20 protein-coding genes are annotated in these 21,614 nt (G+C 70.6%); 13 read left to right on the forward strand and 7 right to left on the reverse strand.

The window, feature by feature from the left end; translation table 11 throughout:
* Positions 1–263: 263 nt before the first annotated feature.
* Positions 264–797, reverse strand: coding sequence for an Lrp/AsnC family transcriptional regulator (locus ACYVLJ_RS39420; protein ID WP_460442487.1), 534 nt, complete (start codon positions 795–797; stop codon positions 264–266).
* 68 nt (positions 798–865) lie between these two features.
* Here ACYVLJ_RS39420 and pdhA point away from each other — a divergent pair, with 68 nt between their 5' ends.
* From pdhA to ACYVLJ_RS39445, 5 genes are read left to right on the forward strand one after another with little or no spacing between them, the layout of a single operon-like run.
* Positions 866–1,936, forward strand: a complete 1,071-nt coding sequence (gene pdhA, locus ACYVLJ_RS39425; protein WP_460442488.1) for a pyruvate dehydrogenase (acetyl-transferring) E1 component subunit alpha — start codon at positions 866–868, stop codon at positions 1,934–1,936.
* Positions 1,936–2,931: an alpha-ketoacid dehydrogenase subunit beta gene (locus tag ACYVLJ_RS39430; RefSeq protein ID WP_460442489.1), complete on the forward strand. Its 996-nt coding sequence runs from the start codon at positions 1,936–1,938 to the stop codon at positions 2,929–2,931. Before pdhA ends, ACYVLJ_RS39430 begins: the two co-directional genes overlap by 1 nt.
* A complete protein-coding gene (locus tag ACYVLJ_RS39435) occupies positions 2,924–4,096 on the forward strand; it encodes a dihydrolipoamide acetyltransferase family protein (RefSeq protein WP_451984227.1) in 1,173 nt (390 codons plus the stop codon). Before ACYVLJ_RS39430 ends, ACYVLJ_RS39435 begins: the two co-directional genes overlap by 8 nt.
* A 55-nt stretch (positions 4,097–4,151) precedes the next feature.
* Positions 4,152–4,700: a hypothetical protein gene (locus ACYVLJ_RS39440; RefSeq protein ID WP_460442490.1), complete on the forward strand. Its 549-nt coding sequence runs from the start codon at positions 4,152–4,154 to the stop codon at positions 4,698–4,700.
* On the forward strand, positions 4,697–5,683 hold the full coding sequence (locus ACYVLJ_RS39445; RefSeq protein WP_460442491.1) for a coiled-coil domain-containing protein: 987 nt from the start codon (positions 4,697–4,699) through the stop codon (positions 5,681–5,683). Before ACYVLJ_RS39440 ends, ACYVLJ_RS39445 begins: the two co-directional genes overlap by 4 nt.
* A gap of 97 nt (positions 5,684–5,780) precedes the next feature.
* Here the strand turns inward: ACYVLJ_RS39445 and ACYVLJ_RS39450 are convergent, their stop codons facing one another.
* The 5 genes from ACYVLJ_RS39450 to ACYVLJ_RS39470 form a co-directional block, all read right to left on the reverse strand.
* Positions 5,781–6,923, reverse strand: a complete 1,143-nt coding sequence (locus ACYVLJ_RS39450; RefSeq protein ID WP_460442492.1) for an NAD(P)/FAD-dependent oxidoreductase — start codon at positions 6,921–6,923, stop codon at positions 5,781–5,783.
* A complete protein-coding gene (locus ACYVLJ_RS39455) occupies positions 6,920–7,240 on the reverse strand; it encodes a bifunctional 3-phenylpropionate/cinnamic acid dioxygenase ferredoxin subunit (protein WP_451984235.1) in 321 nt (106 codons plus the stop codon). Before ACYVLJ_RS39455 ends, ACYVLJ_RS39450 begins: the two co-directional genes overlap by 4 nt.
* A gap of 181 nt (positions 7,241–7,421) precedes the next feature.
* The gene (gene betA / locus ACYVLJ_RS39460) at positions 7,422–9,080 is read right to left on the reverse strand and encodes a choline dehydrogenase (RefSeq protein WP_451984237.1); all 1,659 of its coding nucleotides are present in this window, start codon (positions 9,078–9,080) and stop codon (positions 7,422–7,424) included.
* 8 nt (positions 9,081–9,088) lie between these two features.
* Positions 9,089–10,657 carry an amino acid permease gene (locus ACYVLJ_RS39465; RefSeq protein ID WP_460442493.1) on the reverse strand — a complete coding sequence of 523 codons (1,569 nt, stop codon included), beginning with the start codon at positions 10,655–10,657 and terminating at the stop codon, positions 9,089–9,091.
* A gap of 32 nt (positions 10,658–10,689) precedes the next feature.
* Positions 10,690–12,156, reverse strand: a complete 1,467-nt coding sequence (locus ACYVLJ_RS39470; protein ID WP_460442494.1) for an aldehyde dehydrogenase family protein — start codon at positions 12,154–12,156, stop codon at positions 10,690–10,692.
* 159 nt (positions 12,157–12,315) lie between these two features.
* Here ACYVLJ_RS39470 and ACYVLJ_RS39475 point away from each other — a divergent pair, with 159 nt between their 5' ends.
* Together ACYVLJ_RS39475 and ACYVLJ_RS39480 are read left to right on the forward strand one after the other, a co-directional pair.
* Positions 12,316–12,894: a TetR/AcrR family transcriptional regulator gene (locus ACYVLJ_RS39475; RefSeq protein WP_451984243.1), complete on the forward strand. Its 579-nt coding sequence runs from the start codon at positions 12,316–12,318 to the stop codon at positions 12,892–12,894.
* A gap of 251 nt (positions 12,895–13,145) precedes the next feature.
* Positions 13,146–14,267, forward strand: coding sequence for an aromatic ring-hydroxylating oxygenase subunit alpha (locus ACYVLJ_RS39480; RefSeq protein ID WP_451984245.1), 1,122 nt, complete (start codon positions 13,146–13,148; stop codon positions 14,265–14,267).
* Here ACYVLJ_RS39480 and ACYVLJ_RS39485 read toward each other — a convergent pair.
* The gene (locus tag ACYVLJ_RS39485; protein WP_460442495.1) at positions 14,264–14,911 is read right to left on the reverse strand and encodes a GntR family transcriptional regulator; all 648 of its coding nucleotides are present in this window, start codon (positions 14,909–14,911) and stop codon (positions 14,264–14,266) included. The genes ACYVLJ_RS39480 and ACYVLJ_RS39485 overlap by 4 nt on opposite strands.
* A gap of 57 nt (positions 14,912–14,968) precedes the next feature.
* Between ACYVLJ_RS39485 and glyA the strand changes: the two genes are divergently transcribed.
* The 6 genes from glyA to purU are packed head-to-tail and all read left to right on the forward strand — an operon-like array spanning position 14,969 to position 21,607.
* Complete coding sequence (gene glyA, locus ACYVLJ_RS39490) at positions 14,969–16,243, forward strand: serine hydroxymethyltransferase (protein ID WP_460442496.1); 1,275 nt, start codon at positions 14,969–14,971, stop codon at positions 16,241–16,243.
* Positions 16,240–17,454 (forward strand): sarcosine oxidase subunit beta family protein, encoded by a 1,215-nt coding sequence (locus ACYVLJ_RS39495; RefSeq protein WP_460442497.1) that lies wholly within the window; start codon positions 16,240–16,242, stop codon positions 17,452–17,454. The genes glyA and ACYVLJ_RS39495 overlap by 4 nt, the downstream gene beginning before the upstream one ends.
* 8 nt (positions 17,455–17,462) lie before the next feature.
* On the forward strand, positions 17,463–17,741 hold the full coding sequence (locus ACYVLJ_RS39500; protein WP_451984253.1) for a sarcosine oxidase subunit delta: 279 nt from the start codon (positions 17,463–17,465) through the stop codon (positions 17,739–17,741).
* Positions 17,738–20,311: an aminomethyltransferase family protein gene (locus ACYVLJ_RS39505; RefSeq protein ID WP_460442498.1), complete on the forward strand. Its 2,574-nt coding sequence runs from the start codon at positions 17,738–17,740 to the stop codon at positions 20,309–20,311. The genes ACYVLJ_RS39500 and ACYVLJ_RS39505 overlap by 4 nt, the downstream gene beginning before the upstream one ends.
* Positions 20,301–20,768 (forward strand): sarcosine oxidase subunit gamma, encoded by a 468-nt coding sequence (locus ACYVLJ_RS39510; protein WP_460442499.1) that lies wholly within the window; start codon positions 20,301–20,303, stop codon positions 20,766–20,768. The genes ACYVLJ_RS39505 and ACYVLJ_RS39510 overlap by 11 nt, the downstream gene beginning before the upstream one ends.
* Positions 20,765–21,607: a formyltetrahydrofolate deformylase gene (gene purU / locus ACYVLJ_RS39515; RefSeq protein WP_460442500.1), complete on the forward strand. Its 843-nt coding sequence runs from the start codon at positions 20,765–20,767 to the stop codon at positions 21,605–21,607. The genes ACYVLJ_RS39510 and purU overlap by 4 nt, the downstream gene beginning before the upstream one ends.
* Positions 21,608–21,614 lie beyond the last annotated feature (7 nt).

Below are 21,614 nucleotides of genomic sequence, written 5' to 3' on the forward strand. Positions count from 1 at the left end.
CTCGACATAAAATAAGAGTCGCCCGTCGACCCGGCCACCCTTAGCCGCCATCGCCGTGAAGGTCAAGGGCACTGCGGGGCAAGGCTTCTGCCCGACGGTCGCGGGGTGCGTCCGTGCGGGTGATTCTCGTGTGGACGTTCGGCTGAGCGCACCGCCGTGTCGACCCTCGGATCACGCGTGTCGACCCTTCGGTCACGCGGCCGGGCGGGGCCGGGTGTGATCGGGGAGCCGACACGCGTGATCGGCGGGTCGACACGGCGGCGTCAGTGCAGGACCGAGCCCGGCAGTTCCTCGAAGATCAGCCACGTCCGCGTCGAGCGGACGCCCTCCAGAGCCTGCAGGCGCTCCAGGACCACGTCGCGCAGGGTCTGGTTGTCCGGGGTGCGGACCAGCAGGAGGATGTCGAAGTCGCCGCCGACCAGGGCTACGTGGTCGACGTACGGGATGTCGTGCAGGTCCGTCGCCATCGTGCGCCAGGACGTCTGCTCCACCGTCACCATGATGTACGCCGACGTCCCCAGCCCCGCGCGGCGCGGGTCGATCCGGGCGCCGAAGCCCGTGATCACCCCCTCCGCCATCAGGCGCTCCAGGCGCGCGTACGCGTTCGTGCGCGAGATGTGCAGCTTCTCGGCCAGGGCGCGGACCGCGAGACGGCCGTCCGAGGACAGTTCGGCCAGCATCGCCCGGTCGACGTCGTCCAGGGCCGGGGCCGTTCGTCCCGGAAGCCCGCCGACGGCCGTGGTCGCGGAAGACGTTTGGTCACCAGATGGGGTCCCGGAAGACCGTTTGTCGCTCATTTCGCTGAACCCTTGAACAGACGACCAGCAAGAACCACCATTCCAGCATCATATGTCTGCGAGAGGTGGTGTCCGTGGATACCCTGCTGCCGTCCGCGTCGCCGGTGCGGTTCGTCGCCGAGGACGGGACGCCCGTCGACCGCCACGGTGACTACGCGAAACCCGCCGAAGACCGGCTCAAGGCCGCCTACCGGCTGATGGTCCTGGGCCGCCGCTTCGACGTCCAGGCGACCGCGCTCACCAAGCAGGGCCGCCTCGCCGTCTACCCCTCCAGCGCCGGCCAGGAGGCCTGCCAGGTCGCCGCCGCGCTCGCCCTGCGGAAGAACGACTGGCTGTTCCCCACCTACCGCGACTCGGTCGCCCTCGTCGCGCGCGGCCTGAAGCCCGGCGAAGTCCTGACGCTCCTTCGCGGCGACGCGCACTGCGGCTACAACCCCGCCGAGACGCGCGTAGCGCCCCAGTGCACTCCGCTCGCTACGCAGACTCTGCACGCCGCCGGTCTCGCACACGCGATGCAGCGACGCGGCGAAGACGCCGTCGCGCTCGCGCTCATCGGCGACGGCGCCACCAGCGAAGGCGACTTCCACGAGGCGCTCAACTTCGCCGCCGTCTTCAAGGCGCCTGTCGTGTTCTTCGTGCAGAACAACCGCTACGCCATCTCCGTCCCCTTCGAGAAGCAGAGCGCCGCGCCCGCGTTGGCGTACAAGGGCATCGGTTACGGCATGCGCTCCGAGCAGGTCGACGGCAACGACGCCGTCGCGGTCCTCGCCGTCCTTGACGACGCCGTGAAGCACGCGCGCGAAGGCAACGGCCCGGTGCTCGTCGAGGCGCACACCTACCGCATCGACGCCCACACCAACGCCGACGACGCCACCCGCTACCGCGACGCCGGCGAAGTCGCGAAGTGGCGCGAAGCGGATCCGATCAAGAGGCTCGAGGCCTACCTCGGGGACGCCCTCACCCAGCACGAAATCGCGCAGCATCGGGAAGAGGCCGAGGAGTTCGCGCAGTCCGTCCGCGACACCCTCAACGCCGACGCCGAACTCGACCCGATTTCGCTGTTCGACCACGTCTACGCCGAGCCGACCCGCCAGCTGGAGCGCCAGCGGGCCGCCCTGCAAGCCGAACTGGAGGCCTGATGACGACCACGATGGCGCAGGCGCTCAACGCGGCCCTGCGCGACGCGCTCAAGGACGACGACCGCGTGCTCGTCTTCGGCGAGGACGTCGGCACGCTCGGCGGCGTCTTCCGGGTCACCGACGGCATCACCGCCGACTTCGGCGAGGACCGCTGCTTCGACACGCCGCTGGCGGAGTCCGGCATCGTCGGGTTCGCCGTCGGGATGGCGATGGGCGGCTTCCGCCCGGTCGTCGAGATGCAGTTCGACGCCTTCGCCTACCCGGCGTTCGAGCAGATCACCTCGCACGTCGCGAAGCTGCGCAACCGCACCCGCGGCGCGCTGGAGCTGCCGATGGTCATCCGGATCCCCTACGCCGGCGGCATCGGCGGCGTCGAGCACCACTGCGACTCCAGCGAGGTCTACTACACGCACACGCCCGGCCTGCGCGTCGTCACGCCGGGCACCGCGCAGGACGCCTACGACCTGCTCCGCGACGCCATCGACTCGCCGGACCCGGTCGTCTTCCTCGAGCCGAAGGCCCGCTACTGGTCCGGCGAAGAGGTCTCGTTCACCCGTAACGGCCCGGCCATGGACCGGGCCGTGGTGCGCAAGAGCGGCAAGGACGTCACGCTCATCGCGTACGGCCCGATGGTCGCCACGGCCATGGAGACCGCCGAAGCCGCGAAGGACGAGGGCTGGGACGTCGAGGTCGTCGACCTGCGCTCGCTGTCGCCGTTCGACGACGAGACCGTGACGGCGTCCGTGCGCCGCACCGGGCGCGCCGTCGTCGTGCACGAGGCCGCCGGCTTCGGCGGCTACGGCGCCGAGGTCGTTGCTCGCGTCACAGAGCAGTGCTTCCACCAGCTGCACGCGCCGGTGCTGCGCGTGACCGGGCTCGACATCCCGTACCCGGCGCCGAAGCTCGAGCGCCACATCCTGCCGGACGTCGACCGGATCCTGGACACCATGGCGCGCCTGCAGTGGGCCGATACCCCGGTGGTGGCCGGTGCCTGACTTCCTGCTTCCGGACCTCGGCGAGGGCCTGACCGAGGCGGCGATCCTGAACTGGCACGTCGGCGTCGGTGACACGGTCGAGGTCGACCAGATCGTCGTCGAAGTCGAGACGGCGAAGGCGGCGGTCGAGGTGCCGGTGCCGTTCGCCGGCGTCGTGTCCGCGCTGCACGGCGAGCCGGGCCAGCTGCTGCCGGTCGGCGCGCCGCTGCTGAGCGTCGGCGGCTTCGCCGAACCCGGTGTGACGACGTCGAGCGGCAGCGGCAACGTCCTCATCGGGTACGGCACCGCGCCGACGACGCGGCGCAAGCGCGCTCGCCGCGTCGAACCGAAGGTGGTCGTGAAGACGCCCGGCGTCATCTCGCCGTTCGTCCGGAAACTGGCTTCGGACAACGGGATCGACCTCGCCCGGCTCACCCCGAGCGGCCCGGACGGGATCATCCGGCGTGCCGACGTCGAGGCGGCGCTGAAGAAGCCCGTCACGAAGGGCAAGCGGATCCCGCTGACCGGTGTCCGCAAGGCCGTCGCCGACAAGCTCACGGCGTCCCGGCGCGAGATCCCCGAGGCCACGGTCTGGGTGGACGTCGACGCGACCGGGCTGGTCGCCGCGCGGACGGCCCTGAACGCCAAGACGGACCGGCCGGTCAGCCTCCTCGGGCTAATCGCGCGGTTCGCCGTCGCCGGGCTTCGCAAGTACCCGGAGCTGAACTCGCGCGTCGAAGGCGACGAGATCGTGCTGCTGGACGAGATAAACCTAGGGTTCGCCGCGCAGACCGACCGCGGCCTGGTCGTGCCGGTCGTGCGGGACGCGGGGGAGCTGTCCACCCGCGACCTGTCGGCGGCGATCGGCGACCGTGCCCGCACCGCGCGCGAGGGCAAGCTCGCGCCCGCCGACCTCACCGGCGGCACCTTCACGGTCAACAACTACGGCGTCTTCGGCGTCGACGGCTCGGCGGCGATCATCAACCACCCCGAGGCCGCGATCCTCGGCATCGGCCGGATCATCGACCGGCCGTGGGTGGTCGACGGCGCGCTGGGCGTGCGGAAGGTCTGCGAGCTGACCCTGGCGTTCGACCACCGCGTCTGCGACGGCGGCACGGCCGGCGGGTTCCTGCGGTTCGTCGCGGACTGCGTGGAGTCGCCGGTCACGGCGCTGGGCGACCTCTGACGACTCACCGGCCGCGTTGGCCGGTTGTGACGGTCGTGGCACTTAAAGTGTTCGCGTGACGACTCCAGCCCAGCACGACCGCGACCTCGCGGAAGGGCGCGTGGCGCGGCTCAAGCAGGACCTTCGCGACGGGCTGGCGACCCCGCCCGAAGACGTCGAGGCGATGGACGACCTCGTCGCGACGGCCCACCGGCTGCTCGACGCCGAGGTCGCGTTCGACGACGCGAAGCACCGGCTCGCCAACGCCGAGCTCGAGTCCCGGCACGCGGCGACGCAGCGTGCGGTCGTGTACCTCGCGGCCGCCCCGGTGCTGGTGCCGTTGGTGGCCGCGGCGCTGGTGCTGTTCGAGGTGCTCTCGCCGGTGTGGCTGCTGGCCCTGGTCCCGCTGTTCGCCGCGGGCCTGTGGATCGGCTTCGGCCCGGTACGCCGCGTCGGCGACGTCATCCGCGAGCGGACGCGCGCGGCGTGGGCGGGGAGCGTGACGGCCGCGGTGCTGGTGCTCGCGCTGGTTTCCTGGCCGGGGACGGTGGTGTGCACGATCCTGGCGGCGCTGGGTGTCGCGGGCACGTGCGGCCTGCTGTGGCGGGAAAGCCGGATCCCGTGAGCCACGGCTACGCGACCTACGGCGACGATCCGGAGTTCTCGGAGCAGTACGAGGAGCCCGTCGACCCGACGCGGCGCGACCTCGACGAGCTGTTCGCGGCGGTCGACGGCCTGCGCGCGGCCGTCGAGGAGACCGACGACCGCCGCCGGCAGGACGTCGCCGACCTGACCGAGCGGCTCGAATCCGGCACCGCGCACCGCCAGGAGGACCGGCTCGACCTGCTCGGCAGGCGGCTGGACCGGCTGCAGCAGCAGGTGCAGGCCCTGGAGCGCGCGGTCCGCGTGTCCGACGGCGTGCCGCAGGTGAACCTCGACGACGTCGGCGCGGAGACGCGCGCGCTCGCGGCGGAGGCGGCGCGCTGGGACGACCTGCACAAGGAGCTGGTGACGAAGGAGCAGCGGGCGCGGCACGAGCAGGAGATCGAGCGCCTGTCGTCGGTGCGGTCCGCGCTGGAGCGCTGCGACGCCGACCTGCTCGGCGTGATCGGAGTCCTGGCTTCCACCGATCGGGGCTCCCGCGCCCGCGGGGAGGCGGAGTCGTCGTTGCGCGCGTTGTCGACGCGGCGCCGGACGTTGCTGGACGAGGAGATCCCGGCGGCCGTCGTGGCGGCGGACCAGGCCCGGCTGGCGTTGCGCGAGGCGGACGCGGTGGAGGCGCGCGTGGTGCCGCAGCTGGAGCGGGCCGAGCGCGCGTGGCACGACCTGCAGGTACGGCTGCGGACCCGGATCACGGACGCGCTGGGCTCGAACGCCCTGCTGCCGACGTGGTTCGGGCACGCACTGGGTGTGGCCCCGCCGTCGGGCGCTTCGGGTGACGCGTGGATCCGGACGGCCGCGTCGGTGCTGGCGTACCGGGTGACGTTCCGGATCGCCGATCCGACGCTGCCGCTGGGCCCGCCGCCGGGCGAGGACGCGGACAAGACCGAGCGCCGCTGGACCTGGCGAGCACGGCTGGAGTCCGACCTCGACGACCTGGCTTTGTAGGTCTGCCGCGGTGCCGAGGGGGCGGCCCAGGTTCCCCGGGCGTCAAAGCCCGGGGTTCGGGAAGAGTCGGCTCCATGTGGGTGACGCGTGGAGACTTTCAGACGACCGCCGGCCGCCGGAGGGGGCGGCGCAGGCGGTTGAACAACTTCGCGTTGTTCAACGCGAACACGCCCACCGTCGAGCCGTCGCGTTCATAGGTCGCCACGAACGACGACGCCGACGGATCGCCGTCCACGAACGTCAGCTTGTCGGTCGGCAACGGGTGCCCCGCCAGCTGCAGCGTGCCCGCGTACTGGTCCGACCACACGTATCCGCTCGGCACGTACGTCCGCGAAGTGTGCCCGGCGAGCAGGTTCGCGACCGCGACCGGTGCCTGCTCCGACGCGTTCGTCCAGTGCTCGTGCCGCCGGCCCTCGCCGGAAACGTGGTAGCGCGCGACGTCGCCCACCGCGACCACCTGGGGCAACGACGTCACCAGCCCGGCGTCGGTGTGGACGCCGTTGCCGGCCTTCAACCCCGAGCCCGCCAGCCAGTCGGTCGCCGGGGTCATGCCGACGCCCGTCACGACCACGTCGGCCGGGACCAGCTCACCGGAGGCCAGCTCGACGCCGGCGGGCGAGAGTCCCGAAACCCGGACCCCGCAGCGCAGGTCCGTGCCGTGGTCGGCGTGCAGCCGGGCGCACACCGCGGCCAGCTCGGGGCCCAGCACGGGCGCGAGCGGCGCCGGCAACGCCTCCAGGACCGTCACCTCGAGCCCCAGCGAGCGGCACGTCGAGGCCACCTCGGCGCCGATGAACCCGGCCCCGACGATGGCCACCCGCGCCCCGGGCACCAGGGCCGCGCGCAACGCCACGGCGTCGTCGAGGGTCCGCAGCGTGTGGGCGCCCTCGAAGCCCGGCAGCGTGCGTGCCCGGCCGCCGGTCGCGATGACGACGCCGTCCGCGTGCACCGAGCCGCCGTCCGACAGCAGCACCCGGCGCGCGGCCGGGTCCAAGCCCGTCGCCCGCACACCCAGCCGGAAGTCGAGCGCCAGCGACGCGAGGTCCCCGGCGTCGAGCAGCTCCAGCGACGCGGGCGACGCCGTCCCGGCCAGGAAGGCCTTGGACAGCGGCGGCCGGTCGTAGGGCAGGTGCCGCTCCTCGCCGATCAGCACGATCCCGCCGTCGTAGCCCTGCACGCGCAGCTCCTGCGCCGCGCGGACCCCGGCGAGCGAGGCGCCGACGACCGCGACGCGCTTCACGCCGCGTCTTCCTGGGCCGTGCCCTGGACGTAGATGACGCCGTCTTCGACGAGGACCGGGTACGTGCGCACCGGGTCCTTCGCCGGCAGGCAGCTCGGCATGCCGGTGCGCAGGTCGAACAGCGCCGCGTGCAGCGGGCACTCGACGAAGCAGCCTTCGAGCCAGCCGTCGGCCAGGGAGGCGTCCTGGTGCGTGCACGTGTCGTCGATGGCGTACAGCTCGCCGTCCTCGGTGTTGAACACCGCGATGGCGGGGGCCCCGGGAATCCGGACGGACTCGCCGGGGGGCAGCTCGTCGACGGTGCACGCGCGAATCATGGGTCCTCCGAGACTGTTGCGCATTGGGGAACATCGACTGCGATCCGCAACAAGTGTGAAGACGGCACCGAGCGCCGTCAAGGGGGTACGCCCCGGTAGTTTTCGTTACCCGCTAACGGATAATCCGGGCACGCCGGAGGCCCGTACCGAGGATGGCGGTACGGGCGCTCGTGCGTCCGGGCTAGTTCTCCCCGTGCCGGTAGAACGGCAGCTTGATCGGGGCGAGCGGGGTGTTGCCGAGGATGAGGTCGGCGGCCTTCTCGGCCGTCATCATCACCGGCGCGTAGATGTTGCCGTTGGTGATGTAGGGCATCACGGACGCGTCGACGACGCGCAGGCCCTCGGTGCCGTGCACCCGCATGCTCTGCGGGTCGACGACGGACAGCTCGTCCACGCCCATCTTGGCCGTGCACGACGGGTGCAGCGCGGTTTCGGCGTCCTTCGCGACCCAGTCCAGGATCTCCTCGTCGGTCTCCACCGACGGCCCCGGCGAGATCTCCCCGCCGTTGTACGGGTCGAGCGCGGACTGGTTGAGGATCTTCCGCGCCACCCGCACGGCTTCGACCCACTCGCGACGGTCGTTCTCCGTCGACAGGTAGTTGAACTTGATCGCCGGGTGCTGCCGCGGGTCGGTCGAAGTGACCTTCACCGAGCCGCGGGTGTCGGCGTACATCGGGCCGACGTGCACCTGGTAGCCGTGGCCTTCCGTGGGCGCCGACCCGTCGTAGCGGATCGCCACCGGCAGGAAGTGGAACATCAGGTTCGGGTACTTCACCTCGTCGTTGGACCGGACGAACCCGCCGCCTTCGAAGTGGTTCGTCGCGGCCGGCCCGGAGCGCAGGAACAGCCACTGCGCGCCGATGTAGGGGCGCTTCCACTTCGCCAGCGACGGCTGCATCGACACCGGCTGCTTGCAGGAGTACTGGATGTACACCTCCAGGTGGTCCTGCAGGTTTTCGCCGACGCCCGGCAGGTCCTTCACGACGTCGATGCCGAGCTTCTCCAGCTCGGCCGCGTTGCCGACGCCGGAAAGCTGCAGCAGCTGCGGGCTGTTGATCGCACCGCCGCAGAGGATGATCTCCTTGCCGTACACCTCGCCCGGGGCACCGCGGCCTTCGGCGTACTCGACGCCGATCGCGCGGGTGCCGTCGAAGAGGATCTGCGACACGAACGCGTGCGTCTTCACGGTCAGGTTCGGCCGGTCCATGACCGGGTGCAGGTACGCGCGCGCCGCCGACAGCCGCCGTCCCTTGCGGACGTTGCGGTCGAACGCCGCGAAGCCCTCCTGGCGGTAGCCGTTGACGTCGTCGGTGCGCGGGTAGCCCGCCTGCTCGGCGGCGTCGAAGAAGGCCTGGAACAACGGGTTCGACGCCGGGCCGCGCTCCAGCGCCAGGGGACCGTCGTGGCCGCGCCACTTCCCGTCCGGGGCGTCCGCGAGGCAGTTCTCCATGCGGTTGAAGTACGGCAGGCAGTGCGCGTAGTCCCAAGTGGACATCCCGGGGTCGGCGCCCCAGCGTTCGTAGTCCATCGGGTTGCCGCGCTGGAAGATCATCCCGTTGATGCTGGACGACCCGCCGAGCACCTTGCCGCGCGCGTGGTAGATGCGACGGCGGTTCATGTACGGCTCGGGTTCGCTGCGGTAGCCCCAGTCGTAGAACTTCGACCCGATCGGGAACGTCAGCGCGGCCGGCATGTGGATGAAGACGTCCCACTTGTAGTCGGACCGGCCGGCCTCCAGCACGAGGACCTTGTTCGACGGGTCGGCGGAAAGCCGGTTCGCCAGCGCGCAGCCCGCCGAGCCACCGCCGACGATGACGAAGTCGTAGGAATCGGAACTCATGGCGTCTCCTAGCCGGGCAAGGTGTCCGGGGCGTTGTCGGGCATGTGCTCGGGGCTCGTGTGCGACGAACCCCAGGTGCGGCGCCGGACGTACAGCATGATCGCACCGATGATCACGATCAGCCCGGTGACGATCACCGCGCCCCACTGGAAGTACCAGTGGTCGGTGCCGTAGACCTCGGCCCGCGGCCAGATCAGGTTGACCGTCATCGCGGCGCCGTAGAGCACCGCGACCAGGTTCACCAGCGTGCCCCAGCGGCCGAGCTTGAAGTACGGGCCGTGCTCCGGCCGCGGCCAGCCGCCGCGCAGGCGCCGGACGAGCATCGGGCCGGTGACCATCAGGTAGGGGATGTAGAACAGGACGATCGCGGTCGAGGTCAGGATGAAGAACGCCCGCTGGTTGCCGAGGTTGATCAGCAGCACCACGATCGTGAGGCCGCCGGTCAGCAGCGCCGGCAGCACCGGCGTCTTCGACCGCGGCGACACCTTCGCCATCGCGCGGCTGAACGGGAGCCGCCCGTCGCGGGCCATCGCCCACGTCATCCGGATGGCCGCGGTCTGCACGGCCAGGCAGCACACGGTGATCGCGATCGCCGAGCAGATCAGGAAGGCGTCGCCCAGGCCGTCGCCGAGCGTGCTCTTGAGCAGGTACGGCATGCCGGACGTGCTGAGCTCGTCGGCGTTGAGGTTGCCGACGGCCATCATGCCGAACAGCATGATCAGGCCGCCCACGATGAACGCCGCGGTGAGGGCCCGCAGGATCGCGCGCGGCGCGTGCCGGCGCGGCTGGGTGGTTTCCTCGGCCAGCGAGCCCGCGGTGTCGAAGCCGTAGAAGACGTACGCGCTCATCAGCGACGCCACCAGGAAGGCCCCGAAGTACCCCCACGACTGGCCTTCGCCGGTGCCGTGGGTGTCGAAGACGATGCCCGGGCCGCGCTTGATGTGGATGGCCAGCGCGATGACGAGCAGGATGCTCGCGCCGAGCTCCACCGCGACGCCGAAGTTGTTGATCCGCGCCATCAGCTTGACGCCGATGATGTTCACGACCGTGGCGAACACGACCAGGATGAGCGCCAGGATGATGGCGTTCTGCGCGCCGCCGGGCGTCGAGGTCAGGCCCGCGTCGGAGTCGCTGCCGACGATCTGGAACGCGGTCGAGACCTGCGGCAGGATGATCTGGTAGGCCACCGCGACGGCCGCCGCCGTCACGATCGCGCCGATGATCATGATCCAGCCGGCCAGCCACGACGTCGCGGGCTTCGCGATCTGCTTGGCCCACTGGTAAACGGACCCGGCGAGCGGGAACTGGCCGGCGAGCTCGGCGAAGCACAGCGCGACGGCGAGCTGGCCGAGGAAGACCAGCGGCCACGTCCAGATGAAGGCCGGGCCCCCCGACCCGAAGCCGAAGAAGAAGAGCTGGAACACGCCGGTCAGGATCGAGATGTAGCTGAACCCGGCGGCGAAGCTGGAGAACGAGCCGAGCGAGCGCTCGAGCTCCTGGCGGTAGCCGAACTTTTCGAGTTCGGAGCTGTCGTCGGCAGCAGGCCCCCCGCCCGCCGGCTTTTCCTGGGTGGTCATGGCAACGTCCTCACGTGGTGGGGGAGGGGAATTCAGCCTTTGAACCAGTGCTGCGGAACGGGCTCGATGTTCTGGTAGACGTGCTTGCTCTCCTGGTACTCCGCCAGCCCGGACGGTCCGAGCTCGCGGCCGATGCCGGATCTCCCGAACCCGCCCCACTCCGCCTGCGGCAGGTAGGGGTGGTAGTCGTTGATCCACACGGTGCCGTGGCGCAGGGCCCCGGCGACCCGCTGGGCGCGGGACGCGTCCGACGTCCACACGGCCCCGGCGAGCCCGTACTCGGTGTCGTTGGCCAGCGCGATCGCGTCGGCCTCTTCGGTGAAGCGTTCCACGGTGACGACCGGGCCGAAGACCTCTTCCCGGACGATCGCCATGTCCCTGGTGCAGTCGGAAAACACGGTCGGGCGCAGGAAGAAACCGCTTTCGTACTCCCGGCCTTCCGGCCGGCTGCCGCCCGCCCGGAGCGTCGCGCCGGCTTCGATCGCGCCCGCGATGTACCCCTCGACCTTGGCGCGGTGCTGCGCCGAGACGAGCGGGCCCGTCTCGGTCGCGGGGTCGAGGCCGTCGCCGACCCGGATCCGGTCGGCACGCGCGGCGAGGTCCGCCACGAACCGGTCATGGATCCCATCCTGGACGATCAGGCGCGCGCCCGCCGAGCAGACCTGTCCCGAATGGACGAACGCCGCCATCAGGGCGTAGTCGAGCGCGGTGTCGTAGTCGGCGTCGGCGAAGACCACGTTCGGGTTCTTGCCGCCGAGTTCCAGCGCGACGCGCCGGACGCCCTTCGCGGCGGCCGTCATGATCTTCTCGCCCGTCGCGTAGCCGCCGGTGAAGGAGACCAGGTCGACGGCCGGGTGCTCGACCATCGCGGCGCCGACCCGGCCGTCGCCGAGCAGGAGGTTGACGACCCCGTGCGGCACGCCGGCCTCTTCCAGCAGGGCGACGAGCTTGATCGTCGTCAGCGGCGTGACCTCGCTGGGCTTGAGCACGACGGTGTTGCCCGCGGCCAGCGCGGGCGCGACCTTCCACGACATCTGCAGCAGCGGGTAGTTCCACGGCGCGATCAGCGCGCAGACGCCGACCGGCTCGTGCACGATCCGGCTGACGACGCTCGCGCTGCCCGCGTCGACCAGGCGGCCGGCGTCCTTGTCGGCGAGGTCGGCGTAGTAGCGGAAGACGTTGGTGACGTCGTCGATGTCGATGCCGCCTTCGCCCAGCGTCTTGCCGGTGTCGAGGCTCTCGGTGCGGGCGAGTTCTTCGCGGTCGCGGACCAGCAGGTCGGCGGTGCGCCGGAGGAGCGCGCCGCGTTCGGTGGCGGTGGTGCGTCGCCACGGGCCCTCGTCGAAGGCCCGCCTGGCGGCTCTGACAGCGGCGTCGACCTCCGCGGCGCCCGCTTCGGCGACGGTCACGATGACCTCGCCGGTGGCGGGATTCAGCACGTCGGAGCGCGTCCCGGTGGACGCGTCCAACCAGATTCCGTCGATGTGGAGGTCCTTCACGCCACGTCCTTCCCCGGATCGGTGGTGGCTGTGCGGCGTCCTGAGTGCGTACATTTGTACGCGATAGGTGTACAGATGTCCACAACTGGGTTTTCACGAGGTGACGTGCGACGATCCGGTTCGTCGCGCACACCGGCACGAAGGGGCGGCACGACACCGATGTCGAAGAACGACTCCACGGCCACGCGCCGCCGGGGCCCGAATGACCCCGAACGGCGGGCGCGGATCGCCGAGGCGGCGATCGAGGTCGTCGCCCAGCGGGGCATCGACGGGCTCACCCACCGGGCGGTCGCGGCCGCCGCGGGCGTCCCGCTCGGCTCGACGACCTACCACTTCGCGACCCTGGACGACCTCCTGGAGGTCGCGCTGGTCGAGGCCGCCGAGAAGAACGTCCACGCGCTGAAGGAGTGGGAAGCCGCGCTGCCGCCGGAGGCCGACTTCGCCGCGGCGCTCGCCGACCTCGTCATGGGCTACATCAACGAGCAGTACCGGGCGACGGTCGTCGAGTACGACCTGTACGTCGCGGCGTTGCACCGCCCCCGGCTCCGCAAGGCGAGCGCGGCCTGGGACGACGCGCTCGTCGCGTTCTTCGGCTCCCGCACGGACGCGCTGACCGGCCGTCTGCTGGCCGGCCTGTTCTGCGGCCTGCTGATGCAGGCGGCCCTGGCCGACCCCCGCCCGACCCGCGAAGAGATCGAAACCCTCTTCCGCCGCGCCATCCACGGCCCAGCCATGTGACCGAGCGGGCATCACGCGTGATTGAAGAGGCATCACCCGTGATTGGACGGGCATCGGCGTGATGCCCCGGCAATCACGCGTGATGCCCGCTCAATCACGCGTGATGCCCGAAACGTGCCGGAAATCTGGTGCGGGGCCGTGAAAAACGTGGGTTGACATGGGTCTGGGTGGCAGTCACTCTGTTCCGGAGTGAGCAACATGACGCGTCTTCCGCAACTACTCCCGAACTGATCGCGGAGAGGACCCACGCCGTGACCACTACCGATCTCCCGCCGAGCCTGCTCGCCACGCTGCCCGGCTCCGCCTACACCGACCCGACGGTCTTCGCGCTGGAGCAGGCGAAGATCTTCGAGGCGGACTGGTTCTGCGCCGTGCGCGGCGCGGACCTGCCGACGCCGGGGTCGTTCGAGACCGTCCAGGTCGGCAAGGAGAGCGTCCTGATCTCGCGGGGGCGGGACGGGAAGCTCAACGCCTTCCTCAACGTCTGCCGCCACCGCGGCGCGCGGCTCTGCACGGCCGAAACCGGTACCGTCAAGCGGTCCTTCCAGTGCCCGTACCACGCCTGGACGTACGGCCTCGACGGCAAGCTCATCGCCGCGCCGAACCTCACCGGGATGCCCGACGTCGACCGCACCGAGTTCGGCCTCACGAGGGTGCACCTGCGCGAGTGGCTCGGCTACGCCTGGGTCTGCCTGGCCGACGAGCCGCCGTCGTTCGAGGAGACCGTGGTCGGCGCCGTCACCGAACGCCTCGGCGGGCCCACCGAGATCGACGCCTACGGCATCGACGGCCTGGCGCTGGGCAAGCGCATCGAGTACGACGTGAAGGCGAACTGGAAGCAGATCATCGAGAACTTCATGGAGTGCTACCACTGCGCGACGATCCACCCGGAGCTCACCGAGGTCCTCCCGGAGTTCGCCGACGGCTACGCCGCGCAGTACTACGTCGGCCACGGCGCGGAGTTCGGCGGCGAGATCCAGGGCTTCACCATCGACGGCTCCGCGGGCGTCGACCGCCTCCCCGGTGTCACCGAAGCGCAGGACCGCAAGTACTACGCCATCACGATCAAGCCGGGGGTGTTCGTCAACCTCGTCCCGGACCACGTGATCTTCCACCGGATGTTCCCGCTGGCCCCCGACCGGACGCTGGTGCGCTGCGACTGGCTGTACCTGCCCGAGGTCGTCGAATCCGGCAAGGACCTGAGCCGGTCGGTCGAGCTGTTCCACCGCGTCAACCTGCAGGACTTCGAGGCCTGCGAACGCTGTCAGCTCGCCATGGACTCGCGCTCGTACGCCAACGGCGGCGTGCTCGTGCCCAGTGAGCACCACATCGGCGCCTTCCACGACTGGGTTCGTGCCCGGCTGGCGGTCTAGATCAACGCGCGGATGGCGGCCTCGAAGCCGGTGACGTGCTCGAGCGTCAACGCGGCCGCCTTCTCGGCGTCGCCCTCGATGATCGCGGTGAGGAGCGGGACGTGTTCGTCGACGTGGCCGGCCATCCCGGACAGCCGGGGCACGAACACGCACCAGATCCGCGTCGCGAGGTTGTCGTACCGGATCAGCGTGTCTTCGAGGAACGGGTTGTGCACGCACCGGTAGATCGCCCGGTGCAGGGCGAGGTCGGTGCGCAGCAGCTCGGCGTTGTCCCCGGCGGGGACGCCGGCGTCGAGCTGCGCGCGCAGCCCGGTCAGGACGTCCCGGTCCGCCGTCGTCGCGCGCTCGGCGGCGGCGGCCGTGGCCATCGGCTCCAGCGTCCGCCGTACTTCGGAGATGTGCGCGAGGTCGGAGATGTGGACGTCGGTGGCGAACGTGCCCCGCCGCGGGTAGGCGACGACCAGGCGTTCGGACTCAAGCCGCTTCAGCGCTTCGCGGATCGGCGTGCGGCCCATGCCGAGCGTGGTACCGAGCCACTCCTCGTTGATGGGGTCGCCGGGCCGGATGTCGAGCATGACCAGCTGGTCGCGGACGAACAGGTACGCCTGTTCGGCCAGCGACGGGGGATTGACCTGCGGGTGCATGGCGCTTAGTCTACATCGACGATTGATATATTAGAAGTCGACCAGACGGAGCTTTGGATGACCTCGACGATCGACCCAGTGCTCAACCGGTCCCTGACCGAGTACGACCCGGCGGTGGCCGAGGCGATCGGCGCCGAGCTGCGCCGCCAGCGGACGACGCTCGAGATGATCGCCAGCGAGAACTTCGCCCCGCTGAGCGTGCTGCAGGCCCAGGGCTCGGTGCTGACCAACAAGTACGCCGAGGGCTACCCCGGACGCCGCTACTACGGCGGCTGCGAGCACGTCGACGTGCTCGAACAGCTCGCCATCGACCGCGTCAAGGCGCTGTTCGGCGCGGGGTTCGCCAACGTCCAGCCGCACTCGGGCGCCCAGGCCAACGCCGCCGCGATGGCCGCCCTCCTCAAGCCCGGCGACAAGATCCTCGGCCTCTCGCTGGCCCACGGCGGCCACCTGACGCACGGCATGCGGATCAACTTCTCCGGCCTGCTCTACGACGTCGCCGCGTATGAAGTGTCCGAAAAGGACTTCCGCGTCGACATGGACGAGGTCGCCCGGCTCGCGCGGGAACACCGGCCGAAGCTGATCATCGCCGGCTGGTCGGCCTACCCGCGTCAGCTGGACTTCGCCCGCTTCCGCGAGATCGCCGACGAGGTCGGCGCGTACCTCATGGTCGACATGGCGCACTTCGCCGGGCTGGTCGCCACGGGCCTGCACCCGTCGCCGGTGCCGCACGCGCACGTCACGACGACCACCACGCACAAGACGCTCGGCGGCCCGCGCGGCGGCGTCGTGCTGACCGATGATCCGGCCTTGGCCAAGAAGGTCAACTCCGCGGTGTTCCCCGGCCAGCAGGGCGGCCCGCTGGAGCACGTCATCGCCGCCAAGGCCGTCGCGTTCAAGATGGCTTCCGAACCCGCGTTCGTCGAACGCCAGCAACGGACCCTGCGTGGGGCGAAGCTGCTGGCCGAACGGCTGGTGACCGAACCGGACATCTCCGTGCTGACCGGCGGCACCGACGTCCACCTCGTGCTCGTCGACCTGCGGAACTCCGAGCTGGACGGCAAGCAGGCCGAAGACCGGCTGCACGAGGCCGGCATCACCGTGAACCGCAACGCCGTCCCGTTCGACCCGCGGCCGCCGATGGTCACCTCGGGCCTGCGCATCGGCACGCCGGCCCTGGCCACGCGCGGCTTCGGCGACGTCGAGTTCCGCGAAGCCGCCGACGTCATCGCCGAAGCGCTCAGGCCCGGCTACGACGTCGAGAAGCTGCGGGCCCGCGTCACCGCGCTGGCCGAGGCGTTCCCGCTGTACCCCGGGGAGGAGACCCGATGACCGACCTGCCGGAGCACCCGGACTTCCTCTGGGACAACCCGGAACCGAAGAAGGCCTACGACGTCATCGTCGTGGGCGGCGGTGGGCACGGCCTCGCCACCGCGTACTACCTGGCCAAGGTGCACGGCATCACGAACGTCGCCGTGCTCGAGAAGGGCTGGCTCGCCGGCGGGAACATGGCCCGCAACACGACGATCATCCGCTCCAACTACCTCTGGGACGAGAGTTCCGGCATCTACGAGCACTCCCTCAAGCTGTGGGAAGGCCTCGAAGAGGACCTCGGCTACCCGATCCTGTTCAGCCAGCGCGGCGTGCTGAACCTCGCGCACAGCCTGCAGGACGTCCGCGACAGCGTGCGGCGCGTCGAGGCCAACAAGCTCAACGGCATCGACGCCGAGTGGGTGGACGCGGCCGGCGTCAAGGAGATCTGCCCGATCGTCAACACCTCGCCGGACGTCCGCTACCCGGTGCTCGGCGCGACCTTCCAACCGCGCGCGGGCATCGCGAAGCACGACTACGTCGCCTGGGGCTTCGCCCGGGCCGCGCACGAACTGGGCGTCGACCTCATCCAGAACTGCGAGGTCACCGGCATCACCACGAGCGGTGGCCGCGTCACCGGCGTCGAGACGTCACGGGGCCGGATCGCCGCGAACAAGGTCGCGCTGTGCGCGGCCGGGCACACGTCGGTGCTGGCTCGCATGGTCGGTCTCGACCTGCCGCTGACCTCCCACCCGTTGCAGGCGCTGGTGTCGGAGCTGCTGGAGCCCATCCACCCGACGGTCGTCATGTCGAACGCCGTGCACGTCTACGTCTCCCAGGCGCACAAGGGCGAACTCGTGATGGGCGCGGGCATCGACAGCTACAACGGCTACGGCCAGCGCGGCTCGTTCCACATCATCGAGCAGCAGATGGCCGCCGCGCTGGAGCTGTTCCCGGTGTTCGCGCGGGCGCACCTGCTGCGGACGTGGGCGGGCATCGTCGACGTCAGCCCGGACGCGTCGCCGATCATCGGCCTCACCCCGGTGGAGAACCTGTTCCTCAACTGCGGCTGGGGGACCGGTGGCTTCAAGGCCACGCCGGGCGTCGGCGACGTCTACGCGGACACCATCGCGCGCGGCAAGCCGCACGAGTACGCCGAGCCCTTCGCCCTCGACCGGTTCACCACCGGCGCCCTCGTCGACGAGCACGGCGCCGCCGCCGTCGCGCATTAGGAGCGTTCATGCAGCTGATCCGATGCCCGTTCTGCGGGCCGCGCGAGGAAGCCGAGTTCCACTACGGCGGCCAGGCGCACGTCGCGTATCCCGAGGATCCGTCGGCGCTGTCCGACGAGGAGTGGGCGAAGTTCGTCTTCTTCCGCGAGAACCCGAGCGGGCCGTTCGCCGAGCGCTGGAGCCACTCCGCGGGCTGCCGCCGCTGGTTCAACGCCGTTCGCGACACCCGCACCCACGACCTCCTGGCGGTCTACCGCCTCGACGAGCCCAGGCCGGTGATCCCATGACCCGACTGTCCGGAGTGCCGCTCAAGTTCACCTTCGACGGCCGCGAGCTGACCGGCTACCTCGGCGACACCCTCGCCTCCGCGTTGCTGGCCAACGGCCTCCACCACGTCGCGACGAGCATCAAGTACGGACGGCCGCGCGGGATCTTCGGCGCCGGTGTCGAAGACTCGAACGCCTTGGTGCAGATCGAAAAGCCGTTCCCCGAGCCGATGCTGAGCGCGACCACCGTCGAGCTTTACGACGGCCTGGAGGCCCGTGGTTTGCGAGGTCAGGGGCGGCTGGCCACCGAGCCGGACCCGGCGCGGTACGACGCCAAGCACGCCCACTGCGACGTCCTGGTCATCGGCGCCGGACCCGCGGGCCTGGCGGCGGCGCGGGCCGCGGAAGGCCGGGTCCTGCTCGTGGACGACCAGCCCGGCGGCGAAGCTCCCGAGGGGGTCCGGTTCCTCCCGCGCACCACGGCGTTCGGCATCTACGACGACGGCTTCGTGCTGGCCCTGGAACGCCGGGGCGAGCCCGCCGCGCCCGAGCGGATCTCGCGGCAGCGCGTCTGGCGGATCCGCGCGAAGCGGATCGTCATCGCGACCGGCGCGCACGAGCGGCCGATCGTGTTCCCGGACAACGACCGTCCGGGCATCATGCTCGCCTCCGCCGCGCGCACGTACCTGAACCGCTACGGCGTGCTCGCCGGGAAGCGCGTGGTCGTGTTCACCACCAACGACAGCGCGTACGACGCCGCGTTCGACCTCGCCGCGGCGGGCGCCGAGATCGCGATGATCATCGACGCGCGGGAGCACGCGCCCGACAGCCGCGGCATCGAAGTCCGCACCGGAAGCGGGGTCTACGGGACCGACGGCGACACCCACCTCACCGCCGTCCACGTCGCTCCGCTGGGCGAGACGGACGGCGTGCGCGTCGCGTGCGACCTGCTGCTCGTGTCCGGCGGTTGGAACCCGGCCGTGCACCTCTACAGCCAGGCCCGCGGCACCCTGCGGTACTCCTCGGACCTCGGTGCGTACGTCCCGGCCGGTGACCTGCCGAACGTGAGCGTCGTCGGCGCCGCCGCGGGCGAAGGCCTGCCGGAGACCGAGGTGCTGTGGCAGGTGCCCGCGCCGGAGTCCGAAATGGACACCCGGTTCGTCGACCAGCAGCGTGACGCGACGGTGTCCGACGTCCTGCGCGCCACCGGCGCCGGGCTCGTCTCGCTGGAGCACGTCAAGCGGTACACGACCATCGGCACCGCGCACGACCAGGGCAAGACGTCCGGCATGCTCGCCGCCGGCATCACCGCGGACGCCCTCGGCGTCGACCTCGCCGACCGGCGGCCGACGACGTTCCGGCCGCCGTACACGCCGGTGGCGTTCGCCGCGCTGGCCGGCCGCGACCGCGGTGAGCTGCACGACCCCGTGCGCGTCACGACCATTCACCCGTGGCACGTCGAGCACGGCGCCGAGTTCGAGAACGTCGGCCAGTGGAAGCGGCCGTGGTACTACCCGCGGCCCGGCGAGTCGATGCACGACGCCGTCAAGCGCGAATGCCGCGCCGCCCGCAACGACGTCGCGCTGATGGACGGGTCCACTTTGGGCAAGATCGACGTCCAGGGCCCGGACGCCGGCTGGTTCCTCGACATGCTCTACACGAACATGATGAGCACCCTGCGCGTCGGCCGGATCCGCTACGGCGTGATGTGCGGTGTCGACGGCATGGTCATCGACGACGGCACGGTCATCCGCGTCGCCGAGGACCGCTTCCTCGTCACGACCACGACCGGCAACGCGGCCATGGTCCTGGAGTGGATGGAGGAGTGGCTGCAGACGGAGTGGCCGCACCTGCGCGTCTACGCCACGTCGGTCACCGAGCACTGGACCACGATTCCGCTCGTCGGCCCCCGTTCCCGGGAGGTACTGGGCCGCCTGGCGCCCGGCCTCGACGTCTCCAACGACGCCTTCGGGTTCATGACCTGGCAGGACACCGAGGTCGCCGGGACCCCGGCCCGGGTCTGCCGGATCAGCTTCTCCGGCGAGCTGGCCTACGAGATCAACGTCCGCTCGTGGCACGGGACGCACGTCTGGCAGTCCATAGTGGATGAAGGGGCCACGCCGTACGGCACCGAGACCATGCACGTCCTGCGCGCCGAGAAGGGCTACCCGATCATCGGCCAGGACACCGACGGCACGGTCACCCCCCAGGACCTCGGCATGTCCTGGGCGGTGTCGAAGAAGAAGGCCGACTTCATCGGCAAGCGATCGTTCGCCCGCGCCGAGAACAACCGGCCCGACCGCAAGCAGTTCGTCGGGTTGCTCCCGGTCGATCCCTCGGTGCTGCTGCCGGAGGGTTCGCAGATCATCGAGTCCGAGACGGTGCCCGAGCCGCCGGTGCGGATGCTCGGGCACGTCACCTCCAGCTACGACAGCGCCGCCCTCGGCCGGACGTTCGCGCTGGCCCTGGTGCGCTCCGGACGTGAGCGTGTCGGCGAGACGCTGTACGTCCCGGTCGGCGACCAGGTCGTGCCGGTGACCGTGACCGAATCCGTGCTCTTCGACAAGGAAGGAGCCCGCCGTGACGGCTGAAGCGGTCGAAGAAAAGTTCCGCACCCAGCTCACCGTCCGCCTCCGCGAGGGCGACACCCTCCTCGGCGTCGCCCTGCCGGACCCGTGCACCTTCACCAGCGGCAACGGCGCCGACATCCTCTGGCTGGGCCCCGACGAGTACCTCGTGCTCGCCGAACCCGGCCGCGAAACCGAGCTGGAAGCGTCACTTTCCCGGGAAAGCGACGCCGTGGTGGACGTCTCGGCGCAGCGGAACGTCATGCGGTTGACCGGGGAGCACGCGGCCGATGTGCTCGCGCACGGGTGCTCGATCGACCTGGAGACGGCGACGCCGGGTACGTGCGTGCAGACGTTGCTCGCCCGGACCGGGATCGTGCTCATGGTCCGGGAAGAGGGCTTCACGATCCTCGTGCGACAGTCCTTTTCGGACTACTTTCACGCGTGGCTGGCCGACGCGAGTCTGGAGTACGCCTCGTGACCTTCACCCTGACGCTCAAGTGCCCGGAACGCGCGGGCATCGTGCACGCCGTCACGACGTTCCTCGTCGGGCAGGGCTGCGACATCGTCGAGCACCAGCAGTTCGACGACGACGTCCGCGGCTCCCTGTTCCTGCGCACGTCGTTCAAGTGCGCCGAAGAGCACACTGTGGACGATCTGACGCGCGCGTTCTCGCCGGTGGCCGGGGACTTCGGCATGGAGTTCGGGTTCTCCGACGGGACGCCGCCGCGGGTTCTCGTGATGGTGTCGAAGTTCGGGCACTGCCTCAACGACCTGCTGTTCCGCTGGCGCGCGGGCGGGCTCGGCGCGGAGATCGCCGTCGTGGTCTCCAACCACGAGGACCTGCGGCCGATGGCCGAAGCGGCCGGCGTCCCGTTCGTGCACGTCCCGGTGACGCCGGAGACCAAGCCGGAGGCCGAGCAGCGGCTCCTCGACCTGGTCGGCGAGTACGAAGCGGATCTGGTGGTGCTCGCGCGGTACATGCAGGTGCTGTCCAACGAGCTGTGCCAGAAGCTCGAAGGCCGCGCGATCAACATCCACCACTCGTTCCTGCCCGGCTTCAAGGGCGCCAAGCCCTACCACCAGGCCTACGACCGCGGCGTGAAGTACGTCGGCGCGACCGCCCACTACGTCACGCCCGACCTCGACGAGGGCCCGATCATCGAGCAGGAGGTGCAGCGCGTCGACCACACGTACTCGCCGCGCGAGCTCGTGACCGTCGGCCGCGACGCCGAAGCCCTCGCCCTGTCCCGCGCGGTGCGCTGGCACTCCGAACGCCGCGTCCTGCTCAACGGCAACAGCACCGTCGTCTTCCGTTAGGAGTCCC

It is taken from the genome of Amycolatopsis stemonae (assembly GCF_054781455.1).